Raw genomic sequence first — 16968 nt, 5'->3', positions numbered from 1 at the left:
AATTAATCACTTAAAAAATACGTTGCTGAAAAAAAACGATAAGCGCAGGCTTATTCAGCAATACAATGCGTTTTACTTGTTAAAAAAGTCATTATCAAAGGTTATGAATTAAATTTGCAGTGCTATTTTGTAAAAAAATGATTAGAATAATAGCCAAATTAACGAAATTTATTAGCATTATGATAACTCCCCAAGACGAAAAGCTATTGTCTGTACTAAAAACGAACGCTCGTGCGAGTATTTCTGACTTGGCAAGGCATTTAAATTTATCCCGCTCAACAGTGCAAAGCCGTATGCTTAAGTTAGAGCAAAGTGGTGTGATTAAAGGGTATAACGTTGACTTTGGAGATGATTTTTTAAATAGCTTAGTTTCTTCACATGTCTCAATAAAGGTCAAACAAAAGCTAACCACTAAAACCAACGTGGAGTTAAAGCAAATAGATGCTATATCGCAGTTGTATGCAATTAGTGGTGAGTTTGATTTAATTGCCATTGTTGAGGCTCAAAACCTTGAGCAGTTGAGCCATTTACTGGACGATATAGGTAATTTAGATGGGGTAGAGCGCACTCGTTCATCGGTTATTTTAGAAACCAAATTTAAGCGTTAATTCGATTTATTTTTCTACATTCAGTGAGTATTAATTATTTGCATTTAAGCTCACTTAATTGTAATCTGTTCGATATTAGGAACAAGGATTGTTATAAGCTAACCCATCGGCTTTTCTACCCGTATATTGCAACCTTCTTCACTAAAAAATCTGACACACAGTGTTATCACTCTTAGAGCATTCGTAGATAAAAAGTACGCTTAAAATAGGACGTTTTTAAGAACTACTGCTCAAAGACATTACAAGGAAATGTTATGAAATACACAACAATCGCTGCTGTAGCCCTATTAATAGGTGGTTCGTATTTAAGTGCAAAAGCCACTTTATTTAGCCCAACCGATAGCATAACGGTTGAAACTTATAGCGATATATTCTTTAAATTAGAATCCTCCTCCATCAGCATTGATGAGATTATTACTGGCGCAAGTCAGTTTGCCGATAGCTTATGCGATGAAAGCATTTATCAAGAAGTCATTGGTGAGTCAGTGAACTCATGCAAGCAAAAATTTAAACAATCACAAGCGCAATGTGCTGACTTTACAAGAAAAAACAGTGAGGCTATGTACACTGATAAAGTGGCCATCACGCTGGTATCTGAAAAGTTTATAAATTGCATGACTAACAGTTAGATTGTTTTGTATTTGAGATTTGAAGTTAGTTAAAAAGAGATTCCTGAGCTGGTCAGCATTGATAAAATTTAGCATATTCCATTTTGTGGTCTATGCTAGGTTTTATTAGTTGTTAACGCCCAGTTTGCTTTAGGGAGTCGGATGCAAGAAAATTTACTAAACTCAGTTATTAAAATAACAAAAAACAGGGACGTAGACTCACTTGAATACAGTTTAATATCGACCATCCAAGAGTTTATTGGCTGTAAAGAAATCTCAGTTTATAAAGATATAGAAGTTCAGGGCCAACTTAGCATTGAGCAAAGCCTTTCTTTGAAAGTCACTGGTGAAAAACAATTCGAGTGGACTCAACGACAGCTTGTTACTCACCCCGAGGATGAACTTATATCCTGCTTACGTTCTGCTTGTATTATTACGGTGCAATCAACGGATGGCATAGAGCGCCGTTGGCTACCCATTACCCGCCAAGAAAAAACAGTTGCCGCAATTTTTGTGGTTTCAAATAGTTTAGATAGTTCAGCTCAGGTAATGTTGAACGCTTTTTGTCGTATTTTTGAAAACTATTTAGTGATTCTTCATGAAAATGAAAGAGATAAATTAACAGGGCTGTTAAATAGACAAACATTTGAGAAAAAAATAAAACAGCTGATTGAAAAGCAAGTATTAAAAGTACATGGGTCAGTCCGAGAGGAAGAAAAAAGACGGCCAAAACAGGCATCAACATCTTGGCTGGCTATTTTAGATATCGATCACTTTAAAAATATAAACGACAAGTATGGTCATATCTGTGGCGATGAAGTACTGCTGATATTAGCGCAAAAAATGCGTCATTTTTTTCGTGCAACAGATTTAATTTTTCGCTTTGGTGGTGAAGAGTTTGTGATTGTTTTTGAGCCCACAGATGCAGAGTCTATTAGTAATAAAATGGCTGAATTTCTTCAGCTTGTCAGAAATACATCGTTTCCTTTTGTTGAAAATATGACCATCAGTGCTGGTTTAGCACGTATCAGTCCTTATGATTTTCCCATCACCGTGCTAGAGAGCGCTGATAAAGCACTTTATTATGCGAAAAATAATGGCCGAGATAAATATTGTATCTATGAAGATTTGCTTGCCGAGAACTTAATAAATGTACAAGTTAATTCTTCAGAGATAGATCTATTTTAAGTTACTGCGGTTGAGTATGATTTCGCTGCACTTTTACTTTAGACACTTGGTCGAGCTTTAAAAAATAAACATTACCACCAATGCCTTTAAATTCCTCATCAGTGAAGGCGATTGTATTATCATCATAAAAGGTGATCGCTTCTTTTTGAGTCACAATACCAAGATCGATTTTATAAACATCGCCAGAGAAAAATTTATCCCCTTTAAAGTTTTCAAACAGCCAAATGCTGGTTGAATCTAGTAGTGCTAGTTTTTTTCTATCTGGGCTGAGCGCTGCAGAGGTGATCCAGCATAGCTTTTCCATAGTGGTGCAGGTTTTAAACGAGTCTATCAGCTGGGCGTCAAAATTTGCTGCGTGATCGCCTACTTTATAAACGTTAGTAATACCATCGAATGGCTCTGTGCGATTTTTAGTAAATAAATATAAATGCCGACCATAAGCCACAAAAGCTTCTAAGTCGTAATTACGTTGTTCAGGCTGTATTGGGCTGCCGTCTAATTCTGGATAAGTGAACTTGATAATTTCAGCTTCGGTGGTATTTGTTTTGATATCAATAGGGTTTTCTATTTTATAAATGGTTAGCCACTTACGTTCATTTTTATTATTGCCAAAGTCGCCTAAGAAAAAATGACCAAATTTATTTTGCGTCATGTCCTCCCAATCAATGTTTTTTGCGTTGCTGACTAAAATTTCTTTAGCAATAGAGCCGTCTTTATTTAGACGATAAAGCTTTGGCTCATCACCGCTGTCGTTAATAGCCCACAGACGTTTATATTTATCAAACTCAATGCCTGAAATTTCTTTTAGCTTTGGGTCTACAGAAACTAGTTTTTTACTATATAGTGTATAAATTGAACTGCCAACAACAGCGATGATGGTAATAAAAACAATAACAGAGGTAATAAGAATGCTTTTTTTAATCATAGTCTTTAAATATTCATCGCATTGGCTAGTTAGATAATTATTATCGCTGATGATGTTGTTAAGCTAAAGGTTTTTATAACCTCAGTGCAGTAATAAAAAAATAACGTGTATATTGTAGTTAAAGTAATGTAATTGGGTGTAGTTGGTTTAATAATTGCTCAGTAGAGTAGCTTACCTAAAAACCTGTTTAAATGGTTAAAAACTGCACCAATCTGGTGCGGTAAAATAAATACCGCACTGTAATAATGCGTAAATAAAGTTTTGCTTAACTTTAAGCTTGTTTTTATGTGAATGAATGGATTCCACATCGCCTATTTAAGCTGTTTGGCCTGTGGCAAAGATGAATAACCCTTACGGTTTAGTTGGAGCCTGTTATGTTGAATAAACGCTTTTTTAAAACAAAAAATGAAGCAGAAGTCACGTTTGAATTTTCTCACCCTGATGCTGATAACGTCTGTTTACTTGGGGAGTTTAATGATTGGCAGCCCATGCCGATGAAACTCAATAAGAAGCTGGGTGTGTTTAAATGTAAACAACGTTTGCCTGTTGATAAAGAGTTTCATTTTCGTTATTTAATTAATGGTAAGCAGTGGGATAATGATCATCATGCTGATGGCTATAGCGCCAATAATTTTGGTACAGAAAATAGTATAGTAAATACACAGCGCATTAATTAAGGTTGGTGAATGGACGCACTATCGCAATTATTTTATTTGCATGGAATAGGCTATGAGTACACTAAATATACGGGCGAACACGTTGTTTTTAGTGAACAAACTCGCAAGTTAGCGCTGCAGTGCTGTGGCGTTGACACCAATGATACTGGGCTCATAGAACAGTTAAATTATCAATTAGATGCGGCTACTTGGTTAACGCTTACACCGGCTATTAGCTTAGTAAATCAGCTGAGCAATGTGCTAAAAGTACGTATTAAAGAAACCGACGCGCACCAAAGAATTACGCTTAATATAGCGGCATTAAATATAAAGCTGCAATTTGATCAAATTGCTCACTATGCACCATTAGGTGAATATTTTTTAAATGGCTGTCGCTATATTGAAATAGCACTACCACTTACCCATTTACCTACGGGTTATTATGATGCGTTGCTAACCATGGGTGAACAATCAGCAAGTACACAAATTTGGTCTATACCAGAAAAGGCGTATCAAATTGCGGATAAAAAACGCTTTGGCTTATCAATTCAGTTATATACATTAAAAAACCAAGCTGGAATGGGGATTGGCGACTTTAATGATTTACTAGAATTAACCACGCTGTGTGCAAAACAAAAAATGGATTATATTTTACTTAATCCACTGCACTTATTATTTGCAGATAATCCAGAGTGCGCTAGTCCCTATAATCCAAGTAACCGCGCCTTACTTAACCCATTATATATAGCAATCAACTTATCGCCCGATAGTATTAACAACCCCGCATTAAACGATTATTTATCCTCTTGCTGCTTAACGTCGCAAAGCGAGCAAGATGTAACATTTATTGATTATAAATCGGTTACTGAGCATAAATATAATGCCTTTAAATTACTTTTTGTGCAGTTTCAACAACAGGGTAGTCAAGCTCGGCAAGACGAGTTTACTGCCTTTTGTAAACAGCACAGTGATGTACTTGCTATGTTGGAAGCAACACAGCCGTCATTCGAATATTACCTACAATGGCAGGCTCTCAGCCAACTCGAGCGATGCCAACAGCATTGTATTGACCAAGGCATGGCGATTGGTTTGATTAACGACTTAGCGGTGGGTTGTGCCAAAGAGGGCAGTGAATTTAAACACCAACAGGCGTTGTTTAGCCAAGATGCGACTGTGGGAGCTCCTCCGGACCCTTGGGCTGAGAGTGGTCAAAATTGGGGGTTGCCAGCAATAAATCCTCAGCGACTTGCTGACAATAACTATCAGTTTTACCGCTCACTGATACGCACCAATATGGAGTCTGTGGGTGGATTACGCATAGATCATGTTATGGCAATTAGGCGTTTATGGTGGTGTTTTAACAATAATAATAACCAAGATGGTTGCTATGTTTACTACCCATTCGAGCATTTGTTAGCTATTTTGAAAATTGAATCTCACCTTAATCAGGCCGTCGTGATAGGTGAAGATTTAGGAGTTGTGCCGCCGGAGGTAAAAGAAGCGCTGGTGAGCAGCGGTATTTTTTCAAACAGCTTATTTTATTTTGAAAAACAACAAAATGATGAATTTGTTCATCGCGACGATCTTAGCGAACAATGCCTGCTGATGATTGCCAATCATGATGTACCACCATTTGTTGGCTGGTGGCAGCATAGCGATTTGAACCTCAAACAACAGTACCAACTGATTGATGCTGTTGAATATCAGCAACTAGTGCAGCAACGTCAACAAGAGCAGCAGCGACTTCTCGGTTTTATTAATACACAAGACACACATTCTGATATGTCATTAAGCACCGATGCTTTTGCTGTTTATAGTGCGCTGGCTTTGTGTTTAGCAAAGTCGCCGTCGCGATTATTTGCTCTACAAATTGATGACTTAGACAAGCAACGCTACCCAGTTAATATTCCGGGCACAGATAAAGAGTACCCTAATTGGAGACGAGTGTTATCACATACTTGCAAGGATATTTTTACTGATAATGCGTCACTTTTGAGTGCAATACATTCAATAAGGAATGAGTAAATGGGCAGTATTAAAAATATGAAATCAGCGCCTTTGGCTGATTATGACGCACAAGTCACTGCGCTCGCCGCAGGGCGATTTAAAGACCCGTTTAGTTTTTTAGGGGCGCACAGCACACAAATTGGCATAGAAATACGAGTGTATTTGCCAGCAGCATTGCAGGTTGAACTGTTAATTGATGGTCAAGCCGTTAGCACATTACGCTATAAACAAAGTGATTTATTTATAGCTGAGCTATCAAGCATGCCTAGCAATGTTTACCAGTGCCATGTTAGTTATGAAAACAATAATATTACCTTTTACGATGAATACAGTTTTAGTAGTACGCTTGATGAGCAGGCGATGTACCTGTTTAACGAAGGGAGTCTTGAGCATGCATATGCGCACTTAGGTGCGCAATTTATTACTCAACAGGGCGTAGACGGTGTTCGTTTTTGTGTGTGGGCACCAAATGCCGCCAGTGTCTCAGTGATTGGCGAATTTAACTTTTGGCAGGCCAATCGTCACTTCATGCGGTTTCATCCTGCCAGTGGGGTATGGGAATTATTTATCCCGGGGTTATGCGCCGATATGTGCTACAAATTTGCCATCACCACACTTAGTGGTGAAGTTTTAGATAAAGCCGATCCATTTGCGTTCAAAATGCAGCAAGCGCCCGGCACGGCAAGTATATTACAGTACAAGCCTGCCCCTATTAAGCTCAGTGAACAAGCGATTATAAATAGACAACAGCGCAATCATATTGATGCCGCTATTAGTATTTATGAAGTGCACTTAGGCTCATGGCAACGCGCTGAACATAATCGTTACTTAAACTACACTGAGCTGGCAGATAAGCTTGTAAGTTACGTGACTGATATGGGGTTTACTCACTTACAACTTATGCCTATTAGTGAATACCCGTTTGATGGCTCATGGGGGTATCAGCCGGTAGGCTTGTTTGCACCAACAAGTCGTTTTGGTGATTACAACAGCTTTAAATACTTAGTTGAGCAATGCCATAAAGCCAATATCGGTATTTTACTGGATTGGGTGCCGGGGCACTTTCCAAGCGACCCTCATGGGTTACATTGTTTTGATGGCACCCATTTATATGAACATGCTGATATGCGTCAAGGGTTTCACCCTGATTGGAATACCTATATTTATAATTATGATCGCCCTGAAGTTAAAAGCTTTTTAATATCGAATGCGATGTATTGGCTTAGTCAATTTGGCATAGATGGACTGCGAGTAGATGCAGTGGCGTCTATGTTGTATCTTGATTACAGCCGAAAAGAAGGGCAATGGGTGGCTAATTGCTATGGCGGCAGAGAAAATTTAGGGGCGATAGAGTGCCTTAAACAAGTGAACATGCGCAGTTATAAAAATAACCCCGGTATTATGATGGTGGCAGAAGAGTCAACGGCGTGGCCAGGGGTGACGCAAAGTGTTGAGCACAATGGTTTGGGCTTTGGTTATAAATGGAATATGGGCTGGATGAACGACAGCCTGCATTACATGCAGCAAGACCCACTATTTAGGAAATACCACCACCATAAAATGACATTTTCTATGGTGTATGCCTTTAGTGAAAATTACATTTTACCGCTCAGTCATGATGAAGTCGTTCACGGCAAAGGCTCACTACTGAACAAAATGCCTGGTGACGACTGGCAACAATTTGCTAATTTACGGGCTTATTATGCGTTTATGTGGGCGCATCCAGGAAAAAAACTACTGTTTATGGGCGCCGAAATAGCACAGCGAAAAGAGTGGGATCATGACCATTCAATAGACTGGCACTTGCTTGAACACCACAGCCATCAAGGTGTTCAAGATACGGTTAAACGCCTTAATCATGTGTATCAAGCCCATCCAGCACTTTATGAGCTTGATAGTTGCTCTACTGGTTTTTCATGGATAGATAATAATAACAGTCAGCAAAGTATATTTAGCTTTATTCGTTATGCCAAAAGTGCTGACGATTTTATGGTTATTGTCGCTAATTTTACCCCTACAGCTTATCAACACTTTACTTTAGGCGTGCCTGCTAAAGGCAGCTATAAGGTGATATTTAATACTGATGAGTCATGTTTTTTTGGCTCAGGATGCAATGTCACTGATGAACCAAATCAACTTATTCATTCAATTGAACAACCAAGTCATGGCTTTGATCACAGTATTACATTACACATGGGTGGCTTAACCACGATTTATTTGCAAAAGGTGAATGATGAGTAATTGCTTTGAGGTTACCCATGGTGCACCTTTGCCACTGGGTTCGACTGTACAAAACAACGGTGTCAACTTTGCCTTATACGCTCCAAATGCAAGCCAAGCTTTTGTTTGTTTATTCGATAAAAGTGGCCATACAGAAATATTAAAAATAGCGATGAATATTAACGAAGGCGGGGTGTGGAGTATTCATGTTGCGCCACTTAGCACTGGCGCACTATATGGCTTTAGGGTTGATGGGGAATATAACCATGAAAAGGGCATGTTATTCAATGAACATAAGTTGCTGATTGACCCATATGCAAAAGACTTATTTAACGAATTTACTTGGAGCGAGCGCCATTACGGGCAAATGCCAATAGGCACTAAAAGCATGGTCAATAATGCGATAGATATGCCTAAATCTAAAGTAACGACACCGGTTGCCTATACTAATAATAAGCCGCAGCACAGCTGGGCCAATACGGTTATTTATGAGTGCCATGTAAAAGGTGCTACGTGTCGCCACCCGGATATTCCAAAAACACAGCAAGGTACGTTTTTAGGCTTAAGCCATCCACGCTTTATTGAGCATTTAAAAAGTTTAGGGGTGACCGCTATTGAACTTTTGCCTGTACATGCGTTTATAAGTGAACAGTTTTTAATTACTAAAGGCCTGCAAAATTACTGGGGCTACAATAGCATCAATTTTTTTACTCCCCACAAAGACTATTTGGTTAATGACGATATAAACGAATTTAAACAGATGGTCAGCGAATTACATCGCGCCAATATTGAAGTTATTTTAGATGTTGTATACAACCATACTGCTGAGGGCGGCAGTGATGGACCGATATTGTCTTTACGTGGCTTCGATAATCTCACTTATTATCGCACTATCAATGGGCAACCCAATGTATACATAAACGATACTGGCTGTGGTAACACTTTAAATATTGACCATCCAAAAACCTTGCAACTGGTTCTAGATAGCTTGCGTTATTGGGTGGAAGTTATGGGCGTTGATGGCTTTCGATTTGATTTGGCCACCATTTTAGGGCGTTCAAGCACGGGCTTTAGTGCGTCTCATACGTTTTTACAAACCGTTGCACAAGACCCTGTGTTGAATAAAGTGAAGCTGATTAGTGAGCCTTGGGATATAGGCCCTGGTGGGTATCAGTTAGGTGCTTTTCCTGCTCCTTGGCGTGAGTGGAATGATCAATACCGTGATGTGATTAAACGCTTTTGGCAAAGTGAAAAAGGCATTATTAGTGATGTGGCTAAGCGTTTACATGGCTCGTTTGATATTTTTGAACACAGTAACCGCGGCCCGCTTAATAGTATTAATTTTATTACCAGTCATGATGGTTTTACCCTTGCCGATTTAGTCAGTTATGAGCAAAAGTATAACCAAGCGAATGGTGAAAATAATCAAGATGGCCACAGCGCTAACTACTCATTCAACTGCGGAGTTGAGGGATTTAGTAGCGACCCTGAAATAATGAGCTTGCGCCTGCAACAACAAAAAAACTTTTTACTTACCTTACTGCTTTCTAAAGGGGTGCCAATGATAGCCTCAGGCAGTGAAATGGCGCACTCTCAAGGCGGTAATAATAACGCCTATTGTCAAAATAATCGTACTAGTTGGCTTGCATGGAAAGACTCACAACTGAATCATTGTTTGATTCAGTTTATAGATGATGCATTAAAAATTAGGCGCGCGCATAGTGCGTTTAAACACAGTGTGTTTTTAGATGATATTGATGAACGTTTTACCGTTAAGTGGTTTACCGAACAAGGTAAAAAAATGGATGAAACACATTGGCATGAAGATACGCGACAATTTTTAATGTACAGCCTGCTTGATAAGCAAAATAAGCATGCGTTATTAATTATTTTAAACGCCAGTAAACAGCCTGTGGCCTGCCAATTACCACAATCGCCCATTATCGCGCCATGGACGTTAGTGTTATCAAGCGTAAATAACGCCTCATCTGTTGTTGAAGATGATGCAACCGTGAATATTTCAGCACAAAGTAGTTGGGTTTTTAGTGCCAATTTAGAAGGCGATGATTATGACTAAGCAAGACGAGCAAGTGTGTGTGGTAAAAGGCTGGCAAGAAGGCCCGGTGATTGACGAAAGTACCTTAAGTGATGATTTAACTCGTCACTTTTATTACACCTTAGGGCGTGATGTGGTGGGTGAGTCGCAGTTGTATTTGTATCATGCATTGGCGCTGACAATAAGAGATAGGCTAGTCGCACGCTGTAGAGAAACTAATCAGCAAATTAAACAACAAAAACGCCGTAAAACAGCGTACTTATCGCTAGAGTTTTTAATGGGCAGAGCGCTGGGCAATGCGGTACTCAACCTTGACTTAGAGTCGCAGGTAACCACGGCACTGCAAGCTTACTGTACTGAGCTGGAAAATGTGGAGCAAGCAGAGCATGATGCCGGCTTAGGTAATGGTGGCTTAGGGCGTTTAGCTGCTTGTTTTTTAGATAGTTGCGCGAGTTTAGCGCTGCCAGTAGTCGGGTATGGAATTCGTTATGAATACGGCATGTTTAATCAATCAATCAAAGAAGGCAACCAAATTGAGCAGCCAGATAACTGGCTACGCGAAGGTCACCCTTGGGAATTGAGCGCACCAGAGCAAGCTAAACGAGTTAAGTTCTCGGGTTATGTACAGAGTTATACCGATAAATTTGGTCGTGAACACCGCCAGTGGGTAAGTTCTCAAGATGTGCTAGCGGTTCCTTACGATGTGCCCATTCCTGGCTATAAAAATAATATTGTTAATACGCTTAGGCTTTGGAAGTCTGAAGCAACCGATGAATTTAATTTAGCCGAGTTTAATGCCGGTAGTTATTCAGAAGCGGTGGCACAAAAAAATCTCGCAGAGCAAATAACCATGGTGTTGTACCCTAACGACAGCAGTGAAAATGGTAAAGAGCTGCGTTTACGCCAGCAATACTTTTTATCATCGGCAAGCATACAAGATGTGCTTAGTCAGTGGATTGACCAATATGGGGATAATTTTACTGAGTTTGCTCAGCATCATGTTTTTCAGCTTAACGACACCCACCCAAGTATTGCTGTGGCAGAGCTGATGCGAATTTTAGTTGACGACCACGAGCTCGATTGGGATCAAGCATGGAGCATCACAACCAAAACCATGGCTTATACAAACCACACCTTATTGCCGGAGGCGTTAGAGAAGTGGTCAGTGTCGTTATTTGCTAAATTATTACCACGTATTTTAGAGATTATTTATGAGATCAATGCCCGCTTTTTAGCAGAGGTTGCAAGACATTGGCCGGGTGATGTGCAAAAACAACGAGATTTATCATTAATTGAAGAGGGCGGGGAGCCGCAAATACGCATGGCTTTTTTAGCCATTGTGGGCAGTTATTCAGTCAATGGCGTGGCCGCGCTCCACACTAAGTTATTAACCGCGGGTTTGTTTAAAGACTTTTACGCATTATGGCCTGAAAAGTTTAATAACAAAACCAATGGGGTGACACCGAGGCGTTGGCTGGCTTATTGTAATCCGAGTCTTAGTCATATCATTAGCGAGAAGATAGGAAAAGACTGGGTAGGCGATTTTGCACAAATAGCTCAATTACGCCGTTTCTATGATGATCCGCAGTTTCATGTAACGTGGCAGCAAGCAAAACGAGAAAACAAACAACGTTTAGTTGATTTAGTAAAACAAAGATGCGGCGTAGAGTTTGATATCAACATGCTATTTGATGTGCAAGTAAAACGCATTCACGAATATAAGCGCCAGTTACTCAATGTGCTCCATGTTATTCACTTATACGACCGTATTCGTCGTGGCGATACACAAGGCATGGTTCCCCGTTGTGTATTACTTGGTGGTAAAGCCGCACCAGGTTATATGATGGCGAAGAAAATTATTAAACTAATTAATAATGTTGCAGAGGTGATCAACAAAGACCCTGAAGTGTCACAGTATTTAAGGGTCGCTTTTTTACCAAATTATAATGTAACCGCCATGGAAACTATTTGCCCAGCAACAGATTTGTCAGAGCAAGTTTCAACAGCAGGCAAAGAAGCATCGGGTACCGGCAACATGAAGTTTATGATGAATGGTGCGCTCACAATAGGCACCCTAGATGGCGCAAATATTGAAATACGCGATGCAGTGGGGGCTGAAAACTTCTTTTTATTTGGCGCCCAAGCCGAGCATGTTGACGAAATTAAAGCGCATTATAACCCCTGCGAAATCATTGCCAATAACCCAGATCTAAACAGCGTGATGCACCTACTTGAAAGTGGCCATTTTAATCTATTTGAACCAGGCTTATTTGACGATGTGATTAGCAGTATTAAGAGTAAAGACGATGCGTGGTTAACCGCACATGACTTTACCAGTTACATTGCTGCGCAGCGTGAAGTGGATAAAGCCTATGCTGATCAAACCTACTGGACTCAAATGAGTATTTTAAATACCGCGGCCAGTGGCTTATTTTCTAGTGACAGAACGATTGGTCAATATTGTGATGACATATGGCATTTAACCCCACTAGATACCACACACCAAACAGTTAAAACGAACACTGACACTAACAGCTGACACTAAACGGAGAGAGTAATATGCCCAGTTATGCAAATCGCTATATAAGTAATTTAACCAGAGACACCTATGCACTCATTCTAGCTGGAGGGCGAGGTTCTCGCCTGCATGAGCTAACAGACTGGCGTGCAAAACCAGCCGTTTATTTTGGCGGTAAGCACCGTATTATTGATTTTCCACTATCAAATTGTATTAACTCTGGTGTCAGACGAGTAGGGATTGCAACGCAATATAAATCTCACTCGCTGATACGCCATGTGAATCGTGCATGGGGACACTTTAAAAAGGAGTTAGGCGAGTCAGTTGAGATTTTACCTGCATCACAGCGTCATGGTGATGAATGGTATTGCGGTACTGCCGATGCGGTATTTCAAAATATGGATATTATTCGTCATGAACTACCTAAATATGTAATGATTTTGTCAGGCGATCATGTGTATCGTATGGATTACGGCGGTTTATTAGCAAAGCATGTAGAAAATGGTGCCGATATGACCGTATGTTGTTTAGAAGTTGCGGTTGAAGAAGCCGCAGGCACCTTTGGTGTAATGACCGTAGATCAAGAGAACCGAGTGAGAAGATTCGACGAAAAACCAGCCGAACCTACCTCTGTCCCTGGTAAACCTGGTACATGCTTAGCGTCAATGGGTAATTACGTATTCAATACTGAGTTTTTATTTGAGCAATTACAAAAAGATTCACAAACCGAAGGCTCAGGACGTGATTTTGGTCATGACATTATTCCTGCCATTATCGAAGAGCATAATGTATTTGCCTACCCGTTTAGAGATCCTGCACAAGCTGGACAGCCGTATTGGCGAGATGTAGGAACCTTAGATTCGTTTTGGGAAGCGAATATGGAACTGGTTATGCCTGAGCCTCAACTAGATTTATACGACCCTACTTGGCCAATTTGGACATACCAAGAGCAGCTTCCTCCGGCTAAGTTTATTTTTGATGACGACGATCGCCGGGGTATGGCTGTTGATTCAACCGTATCGGGCGGGTGTATTATTTCAGGTTCATTAGTCAGAAAGTCATTACTGTTTTCTAATGTACATATCCGCTCATATTGTACTATTGAAGAGTCGGTGGTTTTACCCGGTGTTATTGTTAATCGCGGGTGTAAAATAAAGCGCGCTATTATTGATAGAAGCTGTGAGATCCCAGCGGGATTAGAAATTGGTTATGATCGTAAAACCGACGAAGCCAATGGCTTTAGAGTCTCTAAAAAGGGAATTGTTTTGGTGACCCGCGAGATGCTGACAAAGTTAAATCAATAATTAAATAGCAAGGTGAAAGCCTTGCTGCTAACCATAAGAGTAACTAAATGCATGTATTAATGGTTGCCGCAGAAAATGATGCGTTACCTAATGCCAAAGTCGGTGGTGTTGCCGATGTCATTCGTGATGTACCAAAAGCCTTAGCTGCGCAGAGTTTAACGGTCGATGTGGTGATCCCAGACTATGGATTTGAGTTGGGGGAGCGCTGTTTTATTGGTGAAGTAAACGTTGCGTTTAACTCAGCCTCGCACGTTTTATCTCTGTTTGAAATTCCACAGGCGCAAAAAGGGGTGAGACAAATAGTAATAAGCCATCCTTTGTTTAGCCAATCACATAGTGTGTATTGCAACGATGATGACAATCGTCCATTCGCTACTGATGCGAGTAAGTTTGCACTGTTTAATGCCGCTATTTGTGAAGCCCTTTTGCAAGGGATATTAAAACAACCAAACACGTTACATTTACACGACTGGCACAGTGCGTGTGTGGCCGTGTTACTTAAGTTTGACCCTCGCTATCGCAAACTTGCTAAGCTGCGTTTAGTATACACGGTTCACAATTTAGCCTTACAAGGTATTCGCCCTTTTAAAGGCGATGTTTCTAGCTTAGAAGCATGGTTTCCCTCATTAAGTTATGACGGGCAATTGCTTTGTGATCCTCGTTATCCCCATTGTTTTAACCCGATGCGCAGTGCCATTAACCTAGCTGATAAAGTACATGTGGTTTCACCAAGTTATAGCCAAGAAGTGCAAATAGCGAGTAATGACGCAGGCGGCTTTTTTGGTGGCGAAGGTCTTGAGCGTGATTTACAACAAGCGGCTGAGCAGGGCAAACTGATTGGGATACTTAACGGCTGTGATTACACCGCTCTGCACCCGCATCAGACAACGCTTAGCCAGCTTTTAGAGCAGATAGAAGCTACGCTCTTTAGCTGGATGGCAAAAAATGTACACTTAGACAGCAGCCACTATATTGCTCACCAACGCGTTTTACAATTTATGGCATCTGAGCAACAAGGACCTTTACTGACCAGTGTAGGGCGGCTCACCGAGCAAAAAGTATTATTGCTGTGCCAGTCACACAATGATGGTTTGACTATCGATGCGGTATGCAGGGTTATAAATCAATTTAGTGGTCGTTTGATTGTATTAGGCTCGGGTGATAGGAAACTGGAGCAATTATTTACTAGTGCAATGGCACGTAATAACAACTTATTGTTTTTAAAAGGCTATGGTCAAAGCATAGGCGATTTAATGTATCAATTAGGGGATTTATTTTTAATGCCCAGTTCTTTTGAGCCATGCGGTATTAGCCAAATGTTAGCAATGCGAGCAGGTCAGCCGTGTTTGGTCCATAGAGTGGGCGGTTTAAAAGATACGGTTGAGCATAATGTGACTGGATTTTGTTTTACTGGTGATACCTTACTGACTCAGGCAGAAGCTCTTTTGGTTAGTTTATCTGAGGCTTTGCATGTAAAACAAACTAATCCTAAGCAATGGCAAGCAATAAAAAGTAGCGCTAAAAATACCCGCTTTGGTTGGGATAGCGTTGTAACTGATTATATTACATACTTATATTAAAAAATTTATTAAAGTTCAGTGACATCCGTTCCTATTTGCGCTTTAATTACTTAGTCTGGTGGAAATAATTAAAAGTAGGTAATGTGTCTGTATTTGTGGCAAGGCAAGCAATCCTTAATCGTAATCAAAATGTAGTTGCATATGAACTACTTTTTCGCGATAGCCCAGAAAATTGCTTTCCTGGTGTATCTGATGGTCAAGCAACAGCTCGGCTTATCATGGAAAACCAGCTTAACTTAGGTACTCGACACATTACTTCGGGAAAAAAAGCGTTGATCAATATTGGTCCTGAATCGTTAAAACTCGATTTATGCGAATTTTTACCCTGCAAAGATGTAGTTATTGAATTACTCGAAACCATAGAGCCCAACGACGACACTTATGAATTATGCCGTAAACTTTTTCACAGTAACTATAAATTAGCCCTCGACGACTTTGTTTACTCTCCACAGTGGGAACGCTTCTTAAAGCTGGTTAATTTAATTAAATTTGATATTCGGCTTACGCCACTGGCTGAAATTCCGCTGGTGGTCAATAAGCTTAAAAAATACAAAAATATTAAACTGTTAGCTGAAAAAATAGAAACCGATGAAGAATATAAATTAGCGCGAAAAATGGGGTTTGATTATTTCCAAGGGTACTACTTTGCGCGTCCCGCAATGATAGAGCAAAAGGATATCCATTATAATTATGGCCTTGTCATCGCTATTTACTCAGAAGTAATGAAGCCAGATCCTGATGTTAAAGTGATCACCGGTTTATTTGAGCTTGATGCAGCATTGGCCTACAAGCTATTACGATTATTAAACAGCGGTGTATTTCCGCTGCAAAGCCAAATATCATCATTAAAACAAGCGCTGGTATACTTAGGCCAAGCCCGTTTGAAAAAGTTTGTTAGCTTAATTGTTACGGCACACACCGCGCGTGATAAACCGATAGAGCTTATGCAAATGTGTGTTATTCGCGCTCGTTTTTGTGAGTTAATAGCCAGCAAAGTCGCAAAACAAGTGCAGGGTGAGGCATTTTTAACTGGGCTGTTTTCTTTGCTTGATGCTATCTTAGATCAGCCAATGGCGTTGTTGGTTGATAAACTGCCATTCCCGGATGAAATTAAAGCTGCATTAACTGGCGAAAAAAATAACTTATATTATATTCTGGAAACAGTAAAAGCGTATGAAACAGGAAGTTGGTGGGCACTTGAGAAAGCAGTCTTATTGATTAATTTAGACAGTGCTTTTTTGCCAAAACTCTATAAACAAGCAGTAAAATGGGCCGATAGCTACAAAGATAATATTTAA

The 16968-nt window shown here is 40.1% G+C and carries 12 protein-coding genes; 11 read left to right on the top strand and 1 reads right to left on the bottom strand.

The genetic code is table 11. The features are described 5' to 3' along the window. The first annotated feature begins 179 nt into the window (after positions 1–179). The 3 genes from BW139_RS11535 to BW139_RS11525 all read left to right on the top strand — a co-directional run bounded on the left by BW139_RS11535 (position 180) and on the right by BW139_RS11525 (position 2404). Positions 180–608, top strand: coding sequence for an Lrp/AsnC family transcriptional regulator (locus BW139_RS11535; protein WP_076919795.1), 429 nt, complete (start codon positions 180–182; stop codon positions 606–608). 254 nt (positions 609–862) lie between these two features. Then, entirely contained in the window at positions 863–1237 is a 375-nt protein-coding gene (locus BW139_RS11530; RefSeq protein WP_076919756.1) for a hypothetical protein, read from the top strand. Positions 1238–1378: 141 nt separating this feature from the next. Further along, positions 1379–2404 carry a GGDEF domain-containing protein gene (locus BW139_RS11525; protein ID WP_076919755.1) on the top strand — a complete coding sequence of 342 codons (1026 nt, stop codon included), beginning with the start codon at positions 1379–1381 and terminating at the stop codon, positions 2402–2404. A 1-nt stretch (position 2405) separates the two neighbouring features. Here BW139_RS11525 and BW139_RS11520 read toward each other — a convergent pair whose 3' ends face one another. Continuing rightward, the gene (locus BW139_RS11520) at positions 2406–3329 is read right to left on the bottom strand and encodes a hypothetical protein (protein ID WP_008112504.1); all 924 of its coding nucleotides are present in this window, start codon (positions 3327–3329) and stop codon (positions 2406–2408) included. A gap of 374 nt (positions 3330–3703) precedes the next feature. Here BW139_RS11520 and BW139_RS11515 point away from each other — a divergent pair, with 374 nt between their 5' ends. From BW139_RS11515 to BW139_RS11480, 8 genes are all read left to right on the top strand, one after another. Next, the gene (locus BW139_RS11515; RefSeq protein WP_008112507.1) at positions 3704–4006 is read left to right on the top strand and encodes an isoamylase early set domain-containing protein; all 303 of its coding nucleotides are present in this window, start codon (positions 3704–3706) and stop codon (positions 4004–4006) included. 9 nt (positions 4007–4015) lie between these two features. Next, a complete protein-coding gene (malQ, locus tag BW139_RS11510; RefSeq protein ID WP_076919754.1) occupies positions 4016–6010 on the top strand; it encodes a 4-alpha-glucanotransferase in 1995 nt (664 codons plus the stop codon). Then, positions 6011–8233, top strand: a complete 2223-nt coding sequence (gene glgB / locus BW139_RS11505; RefSeq protein WP_076919753.1) for a 1,4-alpha-glucan branching protein GlgB — start codon at positions 6011–6013, stop codon at positions 8231–8233. Then, positions 8226–10289, top strand: a complete 2064-nt coding sequence (gene glgX / locus BW139_RS11500) for a glycogen debranching protein GlgX (protein ID WP_076919752.1) — start codon at positions 8226–8228, stop codon at positions 10287–10289. The genes glgB and glgX overlap by 8 nt, the downstream gene beginning before the upstream one ends. Beyond that, a complete protein-coding gene (locus BW139_RS11495) occupies positions 10282–12807 on the top strand; it encodes a glycogen/starch/alpha-glucan phosphorylase (protein ID WP_076919751.1) in 2526 nt (841 codons plus the stop codon). The genes glgX and BW139_RS11495 overlap by 8 nt, the downstream gene beginning before the upstream one ends. A 20-nt stretch (positions 12808–12827) precedes the next feature. Then, entirely contained in the window at positions 12828–14090 is a 1263-nt protein-coding gene (glgC, locus tag BW139_RS11490; RefSeq protein ID WP_008112516.1) for a glucose-1-phosphate adenylyltransferase, read from the top strand. Positions 14091–14137: 47 nt separating this feature from the next. After that, positions 14138–15670, top strand: coding sequence for a glycogen synthase (locus BW139_RS11485; RefSeq protein WP_076919750.1), 1533 nt, complete (start codon positions 14138–14140; stop codon positions 15668–15670). An 83-nt stretch (positions 15671–15753) separates the two neighbouring features. Next, positions 15754–16968, top strand: a complete 1215-nt coding sequence (locus BW139_RS11480; protein WP_008112521.1) for an EAL and HDOD domain-containing protein — start codon at positions 15754–15756, stop codon at positions 16966–16968.

The organism is Pseudoalteromonas sp. SK18 (assembly GCF_001974855.1).
Classification (GTDB): domain Bacteria; phylum Pseudomonadota; class Gammaproteobacteria; order Enterobacterales; family Alteromonadaceae; genus Pseudoalteromonas.
The sequence above is the reverse complement of the archived record's forward strand: the minus strand, read 5'-3'. Positions and strand labels throughout refer to the sequence as shown.